Origin of the sequence: Shewanella frigidimarina, assembly GCF_003797125.1 — a bacterium.
GTDB lineage: Bacteria > Pseudomonadota > Gammaproteobacteria > Enterobacterales > Shewanellaceae > Shewanella > Shewanella frigidimarina.
In genome coordinates this window covers 378,155-393,976 of the sequence record NZ_RKKE01000001.1, presented here as the reverse complement: position 1 = coordinate 393,976, position 15,822 = coordinate 378,155, and the positions used below count along the sequence as shown (strand labels likewise).

The window sequence follows — 15,822 nt, the reverse complement described above, 5'->3', positions numbered from 1 at the left end:
GGTTCTTTTAAAGGGTGATCTACTTCCTGTGCTATCTCGTATAAATACTTAATGAGTTTTTATTTACTTCACGGCCATGAAATACTTTTATCTTATTGTCATATAAGGCATTGTTATATCTAGGTTGCGTGTATTCTTTCTTGGTAGCGTAATAGGAGTCTGTTAATGCAAGGTGCACAGTCGACAGTTGATACTCAATCCGAATCATTAAATGCTGACCGCTCTGCGTCCGTTGATGGTCATCCAATTATTGTTGATGATTTTATTAATATTTATCAACAGCTTAATAAAGATAATCTATTTTTACTGCGCCAAGTTTACCGGGATGATATTTGCTTTAGAGATCCCATGCATCATGTTGAGGGAATCGAAGCATTAACCGATTACTTTGCCAACATGTATCAAAATGTCACTCACATTGAATTTGATATTAAAGAAGTGGTGATCAGTGCTGATAAGCAACAAGCAGCATTGTATTGGACCATGAGCTATTCACACCCTAAATTAAGTAAAGGCCAGCTGATTAATGTTGAAGGCATGTCGCAACTTAAATTTTCCGATAAGATTTTTTCTCACAGAGACTATTTTGATCTAGGCCAAATGCTGTACGAACAAGTGCCGTTTTTAGGTGGCTTGATTGGCTTACTTAAAAATAGGGTGACTAAGTAATGGCAACCGTTTCCGCAAGTACAACAGCGGTATTAATTACAGGTTCTAGTTCTGGCATTGGTTTAGCTTTAGCGCAGCATTACCTCGCTAAAGGCGTTGCCGTTATAGCTTGTGGTCGAAATGCCCAAGCCTTGCAAGCCATAACAGGCGCCACTCCGCTAGCGTTTGATATTACCGACAGCACTCAGGTGCAAGCCGCCGCAACCAAGCTTAAGCAGCTATTACACGATAATCAGTGGCAGTTACAGCAGGTGATTCTTAATGCTGGTAGCTGTGAATACATTGACGATGCATTGCATTTTGACTCAGCGCTATTTGCCAGAGTCATCAATACCAATGTGGTTGCGATGGGGTATTGTCTGGAACATTTTTTACCTTTACTGAGCCGTGGTGCACAACTGGGGTTAATGAGTTCAAGTGCCACTTATTTACCGTTCCCGCGTGCCGAAGCCTATGGTTCATCAAAAGCCGCTATTGGTTATTTAGGCCGTAGTTTACGTGTTGACCTTGCACAACATGGTATTGGAGTTAGCGTGATTTGTCCGGGGTTTGTTAAAACCCCTTTAACAGCTAAAAATGACTTTGCTATGCCAATGCAAATCACAGCTCAGCAAGCGGCTCAGGCTATTTATAATGGTATGCAGCGTCAACGCCGTGAAATCCATTTCCCAACTAAATTTACTTGGTTACTCAAATTAGTCTCTTTATTGCCAGAAAAGTTATTAGTATTTTTGCTGGCACCTAAATAGTAAACCCAAGTCAATTCACAACAAGAACAAGTATTAGCGTCAAGGATTAACTAAATGAAAAATATTGCTGTAATTGGTACTGGAATTTCGGGGTTAACGTGTGCCCACCTATTAAGCCGTGAACACACGGTTACCGTGTTTGAAGCTAATGATTATATTGGTGGTCACACAGCGACCATTGATGTGGAAGTGGCTGGGCAGCAATATGCAATTGACTCTGGTTTTATTGTGTTCAATGACCGGACTTATCCGCTATTTGAAACATTAATGGCACAACTTAATATTAAGTCTTTACCGACTGAAATGAGTTTTAGTGTTAATAATGCACTCACAGGGCTTGAATATAACGGCCATAATTTGTGGAGCTTATTTGCCCAACGTCGCAATTTGTTACGCCCAAGTTTTTACCGGTTTTTAGGTGAAATTGTTCGTTTCAACAATGGTTGTAAAGTTATTTATGAGGCCGACAAATACCCAACGTCTTCACTAGGTGAGTATCTTGATCAACAAGGTTTCTCAGCCTTTTTCTGTGAGCATTACATTTTGCCTATGGGCGCGGCGATTTGGTCTGCTAGTATTGATGATATGCGCGGCTTTTCATTGCGATTCTTTATTCGTTTTTTCCAGCATCATGGTTTATTAAATATTAATGATCGCCCGCAATGGTATGTACTTGAAGGTGGATCGCGCAGTTATATTCCAGCCTTAACCGCACCGTTTAAAGATCGTATCCAGCTTAATTCACCCGTGAGTGGTATTAAACGTAGCGATGATGGTGTGTATGTTCAGGTTGCCAACGGCGAATGGCAGCACTTTGACGATGTAGTGTTGAGTTGCCATAGCGATCAAGCATTAGCCATGTTAACTGATGCCACTCAAGATGAGATAGACGTGTTAGGCGCAATGGAATATCAAAATAATGAAGTGGTGTTGCACACAGATATTAATCTATTGCCTAAGCGAAAAGCGGCTTGGGCAAGTTGGAACTATCGTTTAGATGGCGTCAATCAGCAAGATATTGCTCAGCGTCCGGCTAGCGTGACGTACAATATGAATATTTTGCAGTGTTTACCGAGCAGTGCACCTACATTTTGTGTCACGTTAAATCAAACTGCATCGATTGATGAAAGTAAAATTTTGCGAAAGTTTAATTATGCTCACCCAGTATTTAACGATGCCAGCATGAAGTCGCAAGCGAAAAAATCACTCATTAATGGTAAACATAATACCTATTTTGCTGGTGCTTACTGGCATAATGGATTTCATGAAGACGGCGTTCGTAGCGCAGTTGAAGTATGCGATCTGTTTGGGATAAGTCTATGAGTCAAACCACATCGATAATGGAACATGATCAATTAAACAGTGGCATTTATTGCGGCAAGATAAACCATCGCCGTCATACGCCTAAGTTGCACAGTTTTGGTTATAACATTGCGATGATGGCAATTGATTTAGATGAACTGCCGGCATTAACGGCGGTCAGTAAATTGTTTTCCACAGACAAGTTTACCCCGCTTAAATTTAATCCTAGCGATTACCTCAATTCCCTAAAGCAACAATTTGGCGATCAACTTGTGCTGAGCTCGGCGAGCAAGGGGGATGATGCCGGCGCTTTAAAGCAACGCGTGTTGGCAACGATAAAGCATTTAGGTGCCACGCAAACATGCGATAAAGTGATATTTTCTGGGCAGATACGCCATTTTGGTTTTTATTTCAGTCCGGTCAATTTTTACTTTTGTTATCATCAAAATGACATGGTTTATATGCTTGCCGAGGTCAGTAATACTCCTTGGAATGAGCGCCATTGTTATCTGGTTGATATTGCGAATACCGCTCAAACAGACAAAGTCTTTCATGTATCTCCGTTTATGAATTTAGACATGCATTACTTGTGGCGTATTACGCCTCCGGCTAAACACTTGAAAGTGACCATTGAAAATCGAAATGCCAATAACGATAAATTATTTGATGCCGGTTTAGTGTTAAAGCGCCAATCTATAAATTCGAGTTCTATACGCCGATTTATGCTGAATTATCCCTTGATGACCAGCAAAATTATGCTGGGTATTTATTGGCAAGCAATGAAGCTATTTTTTAAACGAATCCCTTTTGTAAGCAAGCAAACCATTAAAGCTAACTAATTTTACAAAATGTAAACCAAATAGATGCTTATCACGTATTAGTCTGTAATTACGCCAATAAAGCGAACGAATTAGACAGTGTATGAACTGGAGAGATGACATGGAAAATACGGCGACAGAAAGCAGCATGACTCAAGCGAGTTTATCTGACAGCCTAGCAAGGAAAATTCTTCTTCGTGCATTAGCACATCTTGCTGAAGGTCATTTAACGATTGTTGATGGTAATCAAACATCAGAATTTGGCGATCCCAAAAGCGAAGTACACGCAACTATGCAAGTTCAGCATGCCAACTTTTATCGTCAAGTGGTGTTTGGTGGTTCAATTGGGGCTGGCGAAGCTTATATTCAAGGCCATTGGTGTAGCCCAGACTTAACTAAAGTGGTGCAGGTTTTTGCCCAAAATTTAGCATTACTAGACAATATTGAACGTTATTTTTCATGGTTGAGCAACGGCATTAATCGTTTTAAGCATGTCTTTAACCGTAATTCTGAAACGGGTTCAAAACGCAACATTCTGGCTCATTACGACTTAGGTAATGACATGTACAAGGAGTTTCTTGACCCAGAAATGATGTATTCAAGTGCACTTTATCCGGCAGATAACAGCAGCTTGAATGAAGCGCAATTACATAAATTGCATACCATTTGCGAGCGTTTAGAGTTAACTCCAGGTCAAACCTTGCTTGAGGTTGGCACTGGTTGGGGCGCGTTGGCCATTTATGCAGCAAAACATTATGGCGTACATGTGACTACCACTACCATTTCTGATGCCCAGTTCGATTATGCGCAAGATCGCGTTAAGCAAGAAGGGCTTGAAGAGCAGATTACTTTACTAAAACAAGATTATCGATTACTGACTGGTGAATATGATCGCGTGGTTTCAATTGAGATGATCGAAGCCGTGGGGCATGAATATTTAGCAGGCTTTTTTGAAAAACTACAGCATCTGCTTAAGCCCAGCGGTCGCATGCTTATTCAAGCTATTACCATTGCTGATCAACGTTACAACAGCTACCGCAAGAGCGTCGACTTTATTCAACGTTACATTTTCCCTGGTGGTTGTTTACCGTCGGTGAGTGAAATGACCAAACATATTGCCAAGAAAACCGACATGGTAACCTGGTCTATTGATGACATGGGTAAGGACTATGCGCGTACCTTAAAGCACTGGCATGAAAATTTTGATGCAGCCTACGATAAAATAAAAGCCTTAAACTACGGTGATGATTTTATCCGGATGTGGAAATTTTATTTGAGCTACTGCGAAGGTGGCTTTTTAGAGCGCACTACTAGCACGGTTCACCTTGTTGCTGTTCGACCTCAATACCGCCCAAAATAATATCGTTTCTCAGCTCTGTAGTGATTATATTCCCCGGTAATGAGTTACCGGGAAGTCTCCTCCTGTTTGTGCGAGGTGTTATGTTTACTCATTGTCTCCCGTCAAAACTAGTTATATTAATCAACGCAGTGTGCTTCCAATTGGTTTGGTGGGCCGGAGTGCTAGCGCACAACCAACTTATCTTGTTGTCTATTTTATTGCTCATTTGCCATTTTTTGTTATCAAAATCAGTTCGTCATGATGCGCTGGTAATGTGTGTCTGTGGTGCGATTGGCATAACGGTTGACAGTCTATTGGTGTGGTTTGGCGTATTTAAGTTCGACAATATGCCTTACTGGTTGGGATTGTTGTGGCTCTACTTTGCGCTTTGTTTGGATTACAGCTTAGCCTTATTTAGAAAGTTTCCTCTTTTGTTACAAGCCTTATTAGGCGGGTTTTTTGGTTGTTTAAGTTATCTCGCTGGAGCTAAGTTTGATGCCGTTATGCTGCCTTTAGGCGAGGTTTGGAGTGGGCTTATATTGGTATTGATCTGGAGTTGCTTATTTCCCGTATTACTCATTATTAGCTCTCGCATCACAATGGTGGACCTTGCTTTGGAGGATGGTAGATGAAAACCTTAGATAACGGCGACAAGTCGCAACCACACATCAAGCAGTTTCAATCATCACATTGGTTTGTCGAACTACTGTTCGGTGTGATGGGTGCGTTAGTATTAACGTTGATTGTTGCAGTGAGCATTAACGATGCATCTGCAAATGATAAGAACGATAAGAGCGATAAGAGCGGTATAAACGGTACAAGCGATAAGAGCGGTATAAGCGATAAGAATGATAAGAGCGATAAGAATGATAAGAGCGGTATAAGCGATGCGGCATTGATTCAGGTAGGCACAGCAGACATGAGCCTGTTGTGGCTTGATATCTATAGTGCGAAGTTATTTTCTATTGACGGTAAGTACCAAGCTAACCGTTTTCCTATGACTCTCGACATTCAATACCACCGCGATATTGACGCTATTGATTTAGTTGATGCCACTATTGAGCAATGGCAGCATTTAGGTTTTACCGAAGCCAATATTGCACTGTACAGGCAGCAGTTAGTTAATGCCTGGCCAGATGTTAAAGAGGGCGACAGGCTGACTTTTAGGGTTAACAACCCTGAAGATGCGGCATTTTTGCTTAACGATACGCCTTATTATCAAGTCAGTAATGCCCAATTTCCTGAGGCGTTCCTCGACATTTGGTTGTCTGAAAAAACCAGCCGTCCTGAGTTACGTAACCAACTGATTGGAGTTAACTAATGCACGCGATTCTATTATTCATCCGCCAGCAGCGACATTTTTGTGCCCGAATGCTTACTCAAGGGTTAACTCAACCCTTAACTAAGCAATTAGCGCGAAAGCTGGCTCAAACCGGCTTATATGTAGGACTCGCATTAGGCGTTATGTCATGTTCATCAGCATCGATTGAAGATTATCAACAAACGACACCAACGTTAGATTTAGCCACATTTTTTGACGGTAAATTAACGGCAGCTGGAGTCGTGCAAGATTTTTCAGGTAAGGTGACCCGCAAATTTACCGTCACCATGGAAGCGCACTGGGTTGATTCGCCTGAAGGTAAGCAGGGTGTGATAAACGAATGGTTTATTTACGATGATGGCGAAAAGCAAACTCGTGTGTGGAACATTACTGACAAAGGAAATGGGCTCTATGAGGGCACAGCAAATGACATATTAGGCATTGCTCAAGGTGAGTCTCGCGGTAGTGCATTGCGATGGCGTTATGACATGATATTGCCAGTTGATGGTAGTGAATATGAAGTCCATTTCGACGACTGGATGTTTCTGGTCGATGAGAAAACCATTATCAATAAAAGTGATATTATTAAATTTGGTATCACGGTTGCGCAAGTCACCTTGGTTATTGCTAAGCAGTCTGACTAAGTCATTGAATAGGCAAATCGACTAAGCATGAAAACAGACACAAAAATGGACTCATTAGAGTCCATTTTTCGTTTACTCAACAGGCAATGTTAGCCTTTAAGTTTAGATGCGTCTGACTGTTTTTTATCGTAATACTCAAACGGAAACTGGTTACGAATTTGCTGGATTAAATTATCGCCAATATTGGCCGACACGTGTAAACGTACGTCACCAGATTTTTCAGCTCTGACTGTGCAAGTCAGTTTATTAGACTTGGCTATGGCACGACAATCACGTTCAAACTTCTCCGGTATTTTGCCCTTATGCTTGTTGAGCTTGCCATCTTTAAAATGCATCTCAAAAAGTGTTAACCCACGGCTACCACTAAAAATCAGTTTATAGGCCAGAAAAAATAATCCTGCAATTATCAGTATTTTTATGATGGTATCAGCCATAGTTCGCTCCTTTGTGCCGTATATTTAACGGTTGCTATAACAATAAGATACTCCCGTATGCCATGGATGCAATGCTATTTTATTGAAATCTATGCGCAAGATCTAAGTTATACCGCGTCTATAAGGCATCATTTGTTTATTGATCATTTTTTGTCATATCATTTTTTTGTCATATAAGTGCTTTAGATTAACGGTTCATTGATTGACTCAAATTAATTGAATGCGTGTTTCTTTTTTTTTGAAACAAAATTTCTTTTAAATCAAATAAAAGCACAACCGACATGTGTTTGACGCTTTTTTAGGCGGGTTTACTGTGTAAATACTGCTTCCTAAATTAGTTTGATGTGCTACATTAATGTACTGCATGAGCGCATGTAAACGGATGTATAACCTATTTAAGGACTAAAAATGCCATTATCTAATGCTGATCGTTGGGCCGAAATTTGTGAGATTCAATCATCACTGATGCGTAATTTAGCCAGCCAGTTTCCACAACGAAACGAGCAATTACAAAATCTTGCAGATGGTTGGCAAGGCGTTAAAAAACAAGCCCAAGGGCAGCAGCTAACAGGTTTAACGACTAAGTGATTTCCGTTTTTGCTTTTATTGTATCGCTACTATTTGTCGTTAAATATTAGTCATAAAAAAACCGCCATTGGCGGTTTTTTTGTTTTTAAGACTTACTTGTAGTGATGGGTACTGATTAACTCAACTCGGCTTAGAACGCGTAACTAACGCTCGCTAATAAAGTACCGGTGTTTTTATATAGATCAGAACTTACTTCATTATCACCATCAATGTCGGTGTCTAAATACGCAACCGATATGGCAAAACCTGATACTTCTGTTGATACACCAATAGAGTAGTCTGAATAGCTGTCAAAGCCTTCTCCGTCATCAATGGCGTCGCCAAAATTGTAACCATAGTGCAAATCTAGGCTCCAGTTTTCAGCAAACTCCCAGCCATAATTGATTTCAGTGTAATGTAGGTCAAGATCGCTGCCACCATAATCATTAGTAAACCAGTAAGCGGCTCTAAAACCACTAAAGTCGATACCTGCGCTGACTTCTAGATAGTCAAAATCACTTTCTCCAGGGTAGTTATAACGGTACAAGGTTAAGTCATAGCTAGTGTCATCGTTAATTTCACCGTAATAACCAGCATACAAATCAATCTCTACATCTGGGCCATTGTATTCAGGCTCATCAAAATCAATGGTACTTGCCCAAGCACCAACGAAAAATCCGCTATCATGGCTCCAGTCAATATTACCTTGTAGGGCGGGATCTGCTGCGCTTTGTGACACACCTCGGAAGCGATAGTCGTTGGTTACAGTGATTGCACCAGAGACTTCTGCCGTAGCGAGTGGAGCCAGTAGGGTAGCTGATAATGTTAATCCCGTTAACAGTGCAATTCGCGTTCTTTTTAATGTGTTCGACACGATATTATCTCCATTTACATAAAATACAGTGGTTGGTAATTAGGTACTCAACGACTGCGAATGCCACTTATCAGACCTAAAATCGTAACGATTTTGTCTGTACCGCATGGCGGTTAAACACTATGTTTGCTCAAGCTGTTGTTCAAACATAACGTAGATTTTTTTACAATGATTGACGACTTCCCATGTACCGGTAAACCCTGCCGGAATAACAAATTTATCACCGGCATTGACGGTTAAGCTTTTGCCTTGGCTGTCGGTGATAATGCTACAGCCTTCGAGAATATCGCAATACTCATATTCGCTATAATTGATATTCCAACTGCCCGGTTCACTTTGCCAAACACCAACATTAAACTGCTTGCATGGGCTTTCGAAATGGTTTTGCACTGACTGCAGTGGATCGCCTGTAAGCAGTTTTTCATCTGTTAAGTGATACGACTCAACCGCGGTTGATTGGCTACTAAAAAGCGTAATATCATTAATATGCTTCATTGTGGGTATCACTTATTTCATGGTCGGCATAATAAATGCCGAAGGTTCATTAGTGTCGCTTTTAGCTTGTGGCCAGCGAGCGGTAATGGCTTTGCGCTTGGTATAAAAGCGAACGCCATCGGGTCCATGCATGTGCAGCGGGCCAAATAGCGAACGTTTCCAACCGCCAAAGCTATGAAATGCCATTGGCACCGGAATCGGCACATTAACGCCAACCATGCCCACTTCAACATGGTGACAAAAGTGACGAGCTACTTGGCCACTTTGAGTAAAAATAGCGGTGCCATTACCAAATTCGTGTTGGTTAATCAGCGTCAATGCATCGGCATAGTTGTCGACGCGGACGATGGCTAACACAGGACCAAAAATTTCTTGTTGGTAAATGCTCATCTGCGGAGTCACATGGTCAAATAAGCACGCACCTAAAAAGTAACCCTGCTGGTGGTCTTGAATATTGATGTCTCGGCCATCAACGACTAATGTTGCACCTTCTTTGACACCTGCTTCGACATAATCGCGTACTTTAGCTAAATGCTGGGCCGAAATTAACGGTCCCATGTCCATTTCAGGGGTAATACCGCTGCCAATTTTTAAGGCACTAATTTGCGGTAATAATGCCTCGACTAATTTGTCACCCACATCGCCGACCGCTAATACCACCGAAATAGCCATACAGCGTTCACCTGCACTACCATATGCTGCACCCATTAATGCATTGACGGCTTGATCTAAGTCAGCATCTGGCATTAATAGCATGTGATTTTTAGCTCCGCCCAATGCTTGCACGCGTTTACCGTGAGCAGAGGCGGTGCTGTAAATGTATTCGGCAATCGGGGTTGAGCCAACAAAACTAATTGCGTGAACATCGGGATGAGTTAATAAAGCATCAACAGCTTCTTTATCGCCATTAATCACGTTAAACACGCCATTTGGTAGGCCTGCTTGCGTCAGTAATTCGGCAATGAACATCACTGCGCTTGGATCTTTTTCAGACGGCTTCATGATAAAAGTATTACCGCAGGCTATTGCGATAGGGAACATCCACATTGGCACCATAACAGGAAAATTAAACGGTGAAATACCTGAGACGACACCCAACGATTGGTTAACAGACCATGAATCAACGCCACCACCCACTTGTTGAGTATGCTCTCCTTTGAGTAAATGCGGGATGCCGCAAGCAAACTCAACAACTTCAAGTCCTCGGGTAATTTCACCTTTAGCATCATCTAACACTTTGCCATGTTCAAGAGTGATGAGTTGGGCCAATTTATCAATATTTTGCTCTACTAACGCTTTAAACTTGAATAATACCCGAGCACGGTTAAGTGGCGTCACTTGCGACCAAGTCTGATAAGCGTTTTTGGCAACCGCTACCGTTAAGCTCACTTCATCGTGACTAGCCAAAGATACTTGGCCACGCGTCTCCCCCGTAGCAGGATCATAAATGGTTTGATTACGTTGGCTGGCTGGGGTGTGTTGCCCATCGACAAAATGAGTGATGTTAAGCATGAACTGGATCCTTTTAAGCAAAATATGTATTTAGAAAACATTAACCAACAGCATTAATTGCATCGGTAATGTGATTAACCATGTCGTCGATTTGTGACTTTTCCACAATCAATGGCGGAGATAATGCAATAATGTCAGCCGTTGCCCGCACTAACGCGCCATGCCTAAAGCAATGATCAAAAATGTCATAACCTCGTTTACCCACGCCTTTATCACTTGGTGCCAGTTGAATACCTGCAACTAAACCGGTATTACGAATATCAATGACGTTTGGTAAGCCTTTAAGGCTGTGAACCGCTTGCTCGAAATAAGATTCAAGCCCTTTTGCGCGTTCAAATAATTGTTCATCTTCATATATAGACAGGGTAGCAAGTGCTGAGGCCGCCGCGACCGGATGACCGGAATAGGTATAACCATGGAAAAATTCTATTAATTCATCAGGACCATGCATACAGGTGTCGTGAATGGTATTGCTAACAAATACCGCGCCCATTGGAATTGCACCATTATTAATGGCTTTGGCTGTGGTGATCATGTCTGGGGTAACTTGCCAGCGCTCGCTGGCAAAGGCGGCACCGACTCGGCCAAAGCCTGTGATCACTTCATCGAATATTAATAAAATTCCGTGCTTTTGGGTGATTTCGCGTAACCGCGTTAAGTATCCATCTGGCGGTAAAATAACCCCAGCAGAACCAGACATTGGTTCAACAATGACCGCAGCAATGTTCTCGGCGCCATGTAAGGTAATAAGTTGCTCAAGCACTTCGGCTTTATCCAAACCGTGTGGCGGTAAGCCGTGGCTAAAAGCATTATTAGCAATATCGAGCGTGTGAGGTAAGTGATCAACACCTTGGAGTAATTGTTGGCTGAATGTTTTGCGATTATTGCTGATCCCACCAACTGAAATCCCGCCGAAACCGACACCATGGTAACCAAGCTCGCGGCCGATAAACCGAGTACGAGTGGCTTGGCCATTGGCGCGATGATAGCAAAGCGCCATTTTTAGGGCGGTGTCTACCGATTCTGAACCAGAATTAGTAAAAAATACCTTATCCAATCCGTCAGGGCTCAGCTGACTGAGTTTATGCGCTAATTCAAATGCGAGCGGATGGCCCATTTGAAAAGACGGTGCATAATCCATTTGACTAATTTGTTGGCTTACCGCTTGGGAAATTTCTTGGCGGCCGTGGCCAGCATTGCAACACCATAAACCGGCAGTAGCATCGAGTACTTTATTGCCTTCAATATCGGTGTAATACATTCCTTGTGCCGAAACCAAAAGCCTAGGATTAGTCTTAAATTGCTTATTGGCAGTAAACGGCATCCAAAAATGTGCCATGTTCGGCAATGTTTGCGATGAATCGCCAGTTCCATTTTGCTTATATTCGCTCATAAATTGACTCTACATTGATAGCTACAATTACTAGGGATCCATCTCAAATTGATTAAATAATGAGTGACGAATATTCGCTATGCTATGTCAAAAATAATGAACGTTAAAGTGTTTTGTGCATTTATTTAAACTAAATGTACCTATTTTGTAAAATATATTGAAAATATCTTGCTGTTGAGCATAATCAGGTGACAATATTCATCAAGGTTATTGTGTCGATAATCCATTTTATGTGGCACACATTTTAGGTTTAGCACCTGCTTTTTAGCGTAGCTTGGTGCTTATCAATCCATTTATTATTTCGAGGTCACAATGAGTACTCCAACAAGTCGTAGCGATTGGGAAGCATTAGCAGCAAGTCTAAAAATTACTGGGCAAGCTTTCATTAATGGTCAATATCAAGGTGCCGCTTCTGGTGATACATTTGACTGTATCAGCCCTATTGATGGCCAAGTATTGGCTAAAGTGGCTAGCTGTGATTTAGCCGATGCTAACCTTGCTGTCGCGAACGCGCGTGAAGTGTTTGAAGCGGGTACTTGGTCAATGTTACCACCAGTAAAGCGCAAGCAAGTAATGATTAAGTTTGCTGATTTACTCGAAGAAAATGCCGATGAATTGGCATTACTTGAAACCCTAGATATGGGTAAACCAATTCAACACTCCAAAGGCGTTGATGTGGTCGGCGCTGCCCGTGCTATACGTTGGTATGGTGAAGCGATAGATAAAATTTATGATGAAATTGCTCCTACTGCTCATAATGAAATAGGCATGATCACCCGTGAACCCGTAGGTGTGGTTGCAGCCATTGTGCCATGGAATTTCCCAATGATTATGGCATGTTGGAAGCTTGGGCCTTCACTCGCCACGGGTAATAGTGTGATTTTAAAGCCATCTGAAAAATCACCACTTACGGCTATTCGCATGGCGCAATTAGCGATTGAAGCGGGTATTCCTGCAGGGGTACTCAACGTATTACCTGGTTTTGGTCATACAGTTGGTAAAGCGTTGGCACTGCACATGGATGTCGATACTTTAGTATTCACTGGTTCAACTAAAATTGCTAAGCAGTTAATGATTTACGCAGGCGAGTCGAACATGAAGCGCGTGTGGTTAGAAGCGGGCGGTAAGAGCCCTAATATTGTGTTTAATGACGCACCAGATTTAAAAGCAGCTGCAGAAGCCGCCGCAGTAGCCATTGCTTTTAACCAAGGCGAAGTGTGCACTGCGGGTTCTCGTTTATTGGTTGAGTCAGGTGTAAAAGATGAGTTAATCAAGCTTATTGTTGAAGAAATGCAAGGATGGCAACCAGGGCATCCGCTTGATCCTAAAACAACCTGCGGTGCAATGGTTGATCAGCAGCAACTGACTAACGTGCTTAATTACATTAAAGCCGGTAGTGAGCAAGGTGCTACCTTGGTTGATGGTGGTAAACAAGTGATGGCAGAAACTGGCGGCATGTATGTACAACCTACCATTTTTAGCAATGTTAGAAATGACATGACCATTGCCAGCGAAGAAATTTTTGGCCCTGTGTTATCGGTTATCGAGTTTGATGGTATGGAACAAGCCGTCAAGATAGCCAACGACACTATGTATGGTTTAGCGGCAGGTGTGTGGACATCAAACTTAAGTAAAGCTCACAAAACAGCCAAAGCATTACGTAGCGGTATGGTGTGGATTAACCATTATGATGGCGGCGATATGACTGCTCCGTTTGGTGGTTATAAACAGTCTGGTAATGGCCGAGATAAATCATTACATGCGTTTGATAAGTACACAGAAATCAAAGCAACTTGGATAGCCCTATAACAGGCATTTTAATGTAGATTAATAGCAAGCCCTTTAGCAATAAAGGGCTTTTTTATTGGTCATATTAGCGCTGGATAACTCATAGCAATGACTCCTATTTTGATTAACAAGTGCATCTATATTTTTGACGCCTTAATTCGAGCGGAGGTTAAGCAAAATTAACGCTAAAAAGCTAACTATTCGTTGTAGACTCAAAGGCATTATTTACCTCAACATGTCATACACGGATGAATGAAGATGACCCATAAGACCTTCTCTCGTTTAGCTATTATTGCTGCTGGTTGCTTTTTTGGTTTTATTTTGTGGATTATTTACCTCGCCAATACTGGCAGTCAAAGTGTGTTTTTCGACGTAATAAAACATGTTCCCTATGGTGACAAGATTTGTCACATGTTGTTATTCGGGTTATTAACTTTTGTGGCCAATTTAGCGCTGCAGAGTCGTCATTTTACGCTCGGTCGACTTCCGCTTTATTACGGCACTGTGTTAGTGTCGATATTCGTCTTGAGTGAAGAAATCAGTCAGGGTTTTATCCCATCAAGAACATTAGACATCATCGATTTAGTTGCCGATGCTGTTGGTATTATTTTATTCAGTTATTTAAGTGGTTTAACTCAGCACTATGTAGACAATCATCATGAGAGTCCTAGTGTGAGTTAGCATCAATATTTTCAATCAATATTTGCCATCAATTGTAAGAGAGGTTTAATGTGAATTTTCCTTTAGTGACCACCGATTGGTTAGCGCAACACTTAGAAGACCCAGATCTTGTATTACTAGATGCCAGCATAGAAATTGTGCTGGGAAAAGAACCACTTGTTTATGATGAGCTTTACGTTATTCCTGGTGCATTATCGTGTCAAATAGATAAACTTTTCTTCAATCATCAATCTCCACAAACTCACGCTATGCCCACGGAAGAACAATTTACTGTTGCAGCTAAATCATTAGGCGTAAGCCATAACAGCACCGTAGTTATTTACGATGACCAAGGCATTTATTCTGCACCGCGTGCGTGGTGGACCTTTAAAGCAATGGGGTTTGATAAAGTATTTGTACTCGATGGCGGTTTACCACAGTGGCGCAGTGAAGGGCGAGACACAGTACGTCAATTTGCGACAGCAACAGACTCAGGTGATATCAAAGGGCGCCTGCAGCAATACAAGGTGTGCGATACTGAGTTTGTGTTAACCCATCTTGGCCATGCCAAAGTTGATATTATTGATGCGCGAGCAGCTGGTCGGTTTAATGGCACTACCCCTGAACCTCGTGTTGGCATGCGCGGCGGTCATATTCCTGGTTCACTCAACTTGCCTTTTGCACAAGTATTAAACGGTTTTAAAATGAAATCTATCCGTGAATTGCATACAATTTTTGCTAGCTTAGATACCAGTAATAATGCTCAACGGGTGTTTAGCTGCGGTTCAGGAATTACCGCCTGTATTTTGATTCTGGCTTCGTATGTAGCAGGACACCATCAAGCGGCTTTATATGATGGCTCTTGGGCAGTTTGGGGCGGAGATGCTGCGCTTCCAATAGAGTAGGGCCAATTGAATAATTGGTGGGTATTTTTTGTTTTATGGCCTACGGCCACTAACGCTTAAGATCGCAAGGTTCCACCCTGCACGGGCCAAAAGGGGGTCAACAGCAACCCCCTCTTGGATCACCCCTGCCGTTCCGGCAACATTTTCGCTATTTAACCAAACAATAGCAGCGAAAAAATTGCGACGGAAATTGATCCAGTTTCTGGCCGCATATTTAACCGTCTTCGGCCTTATTCGAAAATGCTAACGCTTCAGATGGGGCGTCCCTTCCCCTCTAAAGCTAGCTGGCCGTCCATGGCCAGCTCACGTCATTTTCTTCAACGGCCTCAAGTTCATAGTTGAATTTAGGCAT

At 42.0% G+C, this 15,822-nt stretch carries 17 protein-coding genes; 12 read left to right on the top strand and 5 right to left on the bottom strand.

The annotated features are described in order from the left end of the window. Nucleotides 1–165: 165 nt before the first annotated feature. From EGC86_RS01725 to EGC86_RS01690, 8 genes are all read left to right on the top strand, one after another. Nucleotides 166–669 carry a nuclear transport factor 2 family protein gene (locus EGC86_RS01725; RefSeq protein ID WP_123776431.1) on the top strand — a complete coding sequence of 168 codons (504 nt, stop codon included), beginning with the start codon at nucleotides 166–168 and terminating at the stop codon, nucleotides 667–669. Next, nucleotides 669–1,418, top strand: a complete 750-nt coding sequence (locus EGC86_RS01720; protein ID WP_123776430.1) for an SDR family NAD(P)-dependent oxidoreductase — start codon at nucleotides 669–671, stop codon at nucleotides 1,416–1,418. Before EGC86_RS01725 ends, EGC86_RS01720 begins: the two co-directional genes overlap by 1 nt. 54 nt (nucleotides 1,419–1,472) lie before the next feature. Then, nucleotides 1,473–2,741: an NAD(P)/FAD-dependent oxidoreductase gene (locus EGC86_RS01715; protein ID WP_123776429.1), complete on the top strand. Its 1,269-nt coding sequence runs from the start codon at nucleotides 1,473–1,475 to the stop codon at nucleotides 2,739–2,741. Further along, nucleotides 2,738–3,559 carry a DUF1365 domain-containing protein gene (locus EGC86_RS01710; RefSeq protein ID WP_123776428.1) on the top strand — a complete coding sequence of 274 codons (822 nt, stop codon included), beginning with the start codon at nucleotides 2,738–2,740 and terminating at the stop codon, nucleotides 3,557–3,559. The genes EGC86_RS01715 and EGC86_RS01710 overlap by 4 nt, the downstream gene beginning before the upstream one ends. Before the next feature lie 100 nt (nucleotides 3,560–3,659). Further along, nucleotides 3,660–4,898: an SAM-dependent methyltransferase gene (locus tag EGC86_RS01705; protein WP_123776828.1), complete on the top strand. Its 1,239-nt coding sequence runs from the start codon at nucleotides 3,660–3,662 to the stop codon at nucleotides 4,896–4,898. 80 nt (nucleotides 4,899–4,978) lie between these two features. Next, a complete protein-coding gene (locus tag EGC86_RS01700; RefSeq protein WP_123776427.1) occupies nucleotides 4,979–5,509 on the top strand; it encodes a DUF2878 domain-containing protein in 531 nt (176 codons plus the stop codon). Further along, complete coding sequence (locus EGC86_RS20965; protein ID WP_207893027.1) at nucleotides 5,506–6,198, top strand: chalcone isomerase family protein; 693 nt, start codon at nucleotides 5,506–5,508, stop codon at nucleotides 6,196–6,198. Before EGC86_RS01700 ends, EGC86_RS20965 begins: the two co-directional genes overlap by 4 nt. A gap of 143 nt (nucleotides 6,199–6,341) precedes the next feature. Continuing rightward, nucleotides 6,342–6,842: a DUF3833 domain-containing protein gene (locus EGC86_RS01690; RefSeq protein WP_235585978.1), complete on the top strand. Its 501-nt coding sequence runs from the start codon at nucleotides 6,342–6,344 to the stop codon at nucleotides 6,840–6,842. A gap of 89 nt (nucleotides 6,843–6,931) precedes the next feature. Here EGC86_RS01690 and EGC86_RS01685 read toward each other — a convergent pair whose 3' ends face one another. Next, the gene (locus EGC86_RS01685; protein ID WP_011638471.1) at nucleotides 6,932–7,276 is read right to left on the bottom strand and encodes a DUF3634 family protein; all 345 of its coding nucleotides are present in this window, start codon (nucleotides 7,274–7,276) and stop codon (nucleotides 6,932–6,934) included. 408 nt (nucleotides 7,277–7,684) lie between these two features. On the opposite strand from EGC86_RS01685, the gene EGC86_RS01680 reads away from it, so the two are divergent. Then, complete coding sequence (locus EGC86_RS01680) at nucleotides 7,685–7,864, top strand: hypothetical protein (RefSeq protein ID WP_102037194.1); 180 nt, start codon at nucleotides 7,685–7,687, stop codon at nucleotides 7,862–7,864. A gap of 130 nt (nucleotides 7,865–7,994) precedes the next feature. On the opposite strand, the gene EGC86_RS01675 is transcribed toward EGC86_RS01680, so the two are convergent. From EGC86_RS01675 to aptA, 4 genes are all read right to left on the bottom strand, one after another. After that, complete coding sequence (locus EGC86_RS01675) at nucleotides 7,995–8,717, bottom strand: TorF family putative porin (protein WP_123776425.1); 723 nt, start codon at nucleotides 8,715–8,717, stop codon at nucleotides 7,995–7,997. Nucleotides 8,718–8,837: 120 nt separating this feature from the next. Further along, entirely contained in the window at nucleotides 8,838–9,212 is a 375-nt protein-coding gene (locus EGC86_RS01670) for a cupin domain-containing protein (RefSeq protein ID WP_011638468.1), read from the bottom strand. 12 nt (nucleotides 9,213–9,224) lie between these two features. Further along, entirely contained in the window at nucleotides 9,225–10,724 is a 1,500-nt protein-coding gene (locus tag EGC86_RS01665; RefSeq protein ID WP_123776424.1) for a CoA-acylating methylmalonate-semialdehyde dehydrogenase, read from the bottom strand. Nucleotides 10,725–10,764: 40 nt separating this feature from the next. Beyond that, nucleotides 10,765–12,117 carry an omega-aminotransferase AptA gene (aptA, locus tag EGC86_RS01660; protein WP_011638466.1) on the bottom strand — a complete coding sequence of 451 codons (1,353 nt, stop codon included), beginning with the start codon at nucleotides 12,115–12,117 and terminating at the stop codon, nucleotides 10,765–10,767. A gap of 312 nt (nucleotides 12,118–12,429) precedes the next feature. Here aptA and EGC86_RS01655 point away from each other — a divergent pair, with 312 nt between their 5' ends. From EGC86_RS01655 to EGC86_RS01645, 3 genes are all read left to right on the top strand, one after another. Next, complete coding sequence (locus EGC86_RS01655; protein WP_101088798.1) at nucleotides 12,430–13,926, top strand: aldehyde dehydrogenase; 1,497 nt, start codon at nucleotides 12,430–12,432, stop codon at nucleotides 13,924–13,926. Nucleotides 13,927–14,163: 237 nt separating this feature from the next. Next, on the top strand, nucleotides 14,164–14,586 hold the full coding sequence (locus EGC86_RS01650) for a VanZ family protein (RefSeq protein WP_123776423.1): 423 nt from the start codon (nucleotides 14,164–14,166) through the stop codon (nucleotides 14,584–14,586). Between the two features lie 50 nt (nucleotides 14,587–14,636). Then, entirely contained in the window at nucleotides 14,637–15,470 is an 834-nt protein-coding gene (locus EGC86_RS01645) for a sulfurtransferase (protein WP_123776422.1), read from the top strand. Nucleotides 15,471–15,822: the final 352 nt, after the last annotated feature.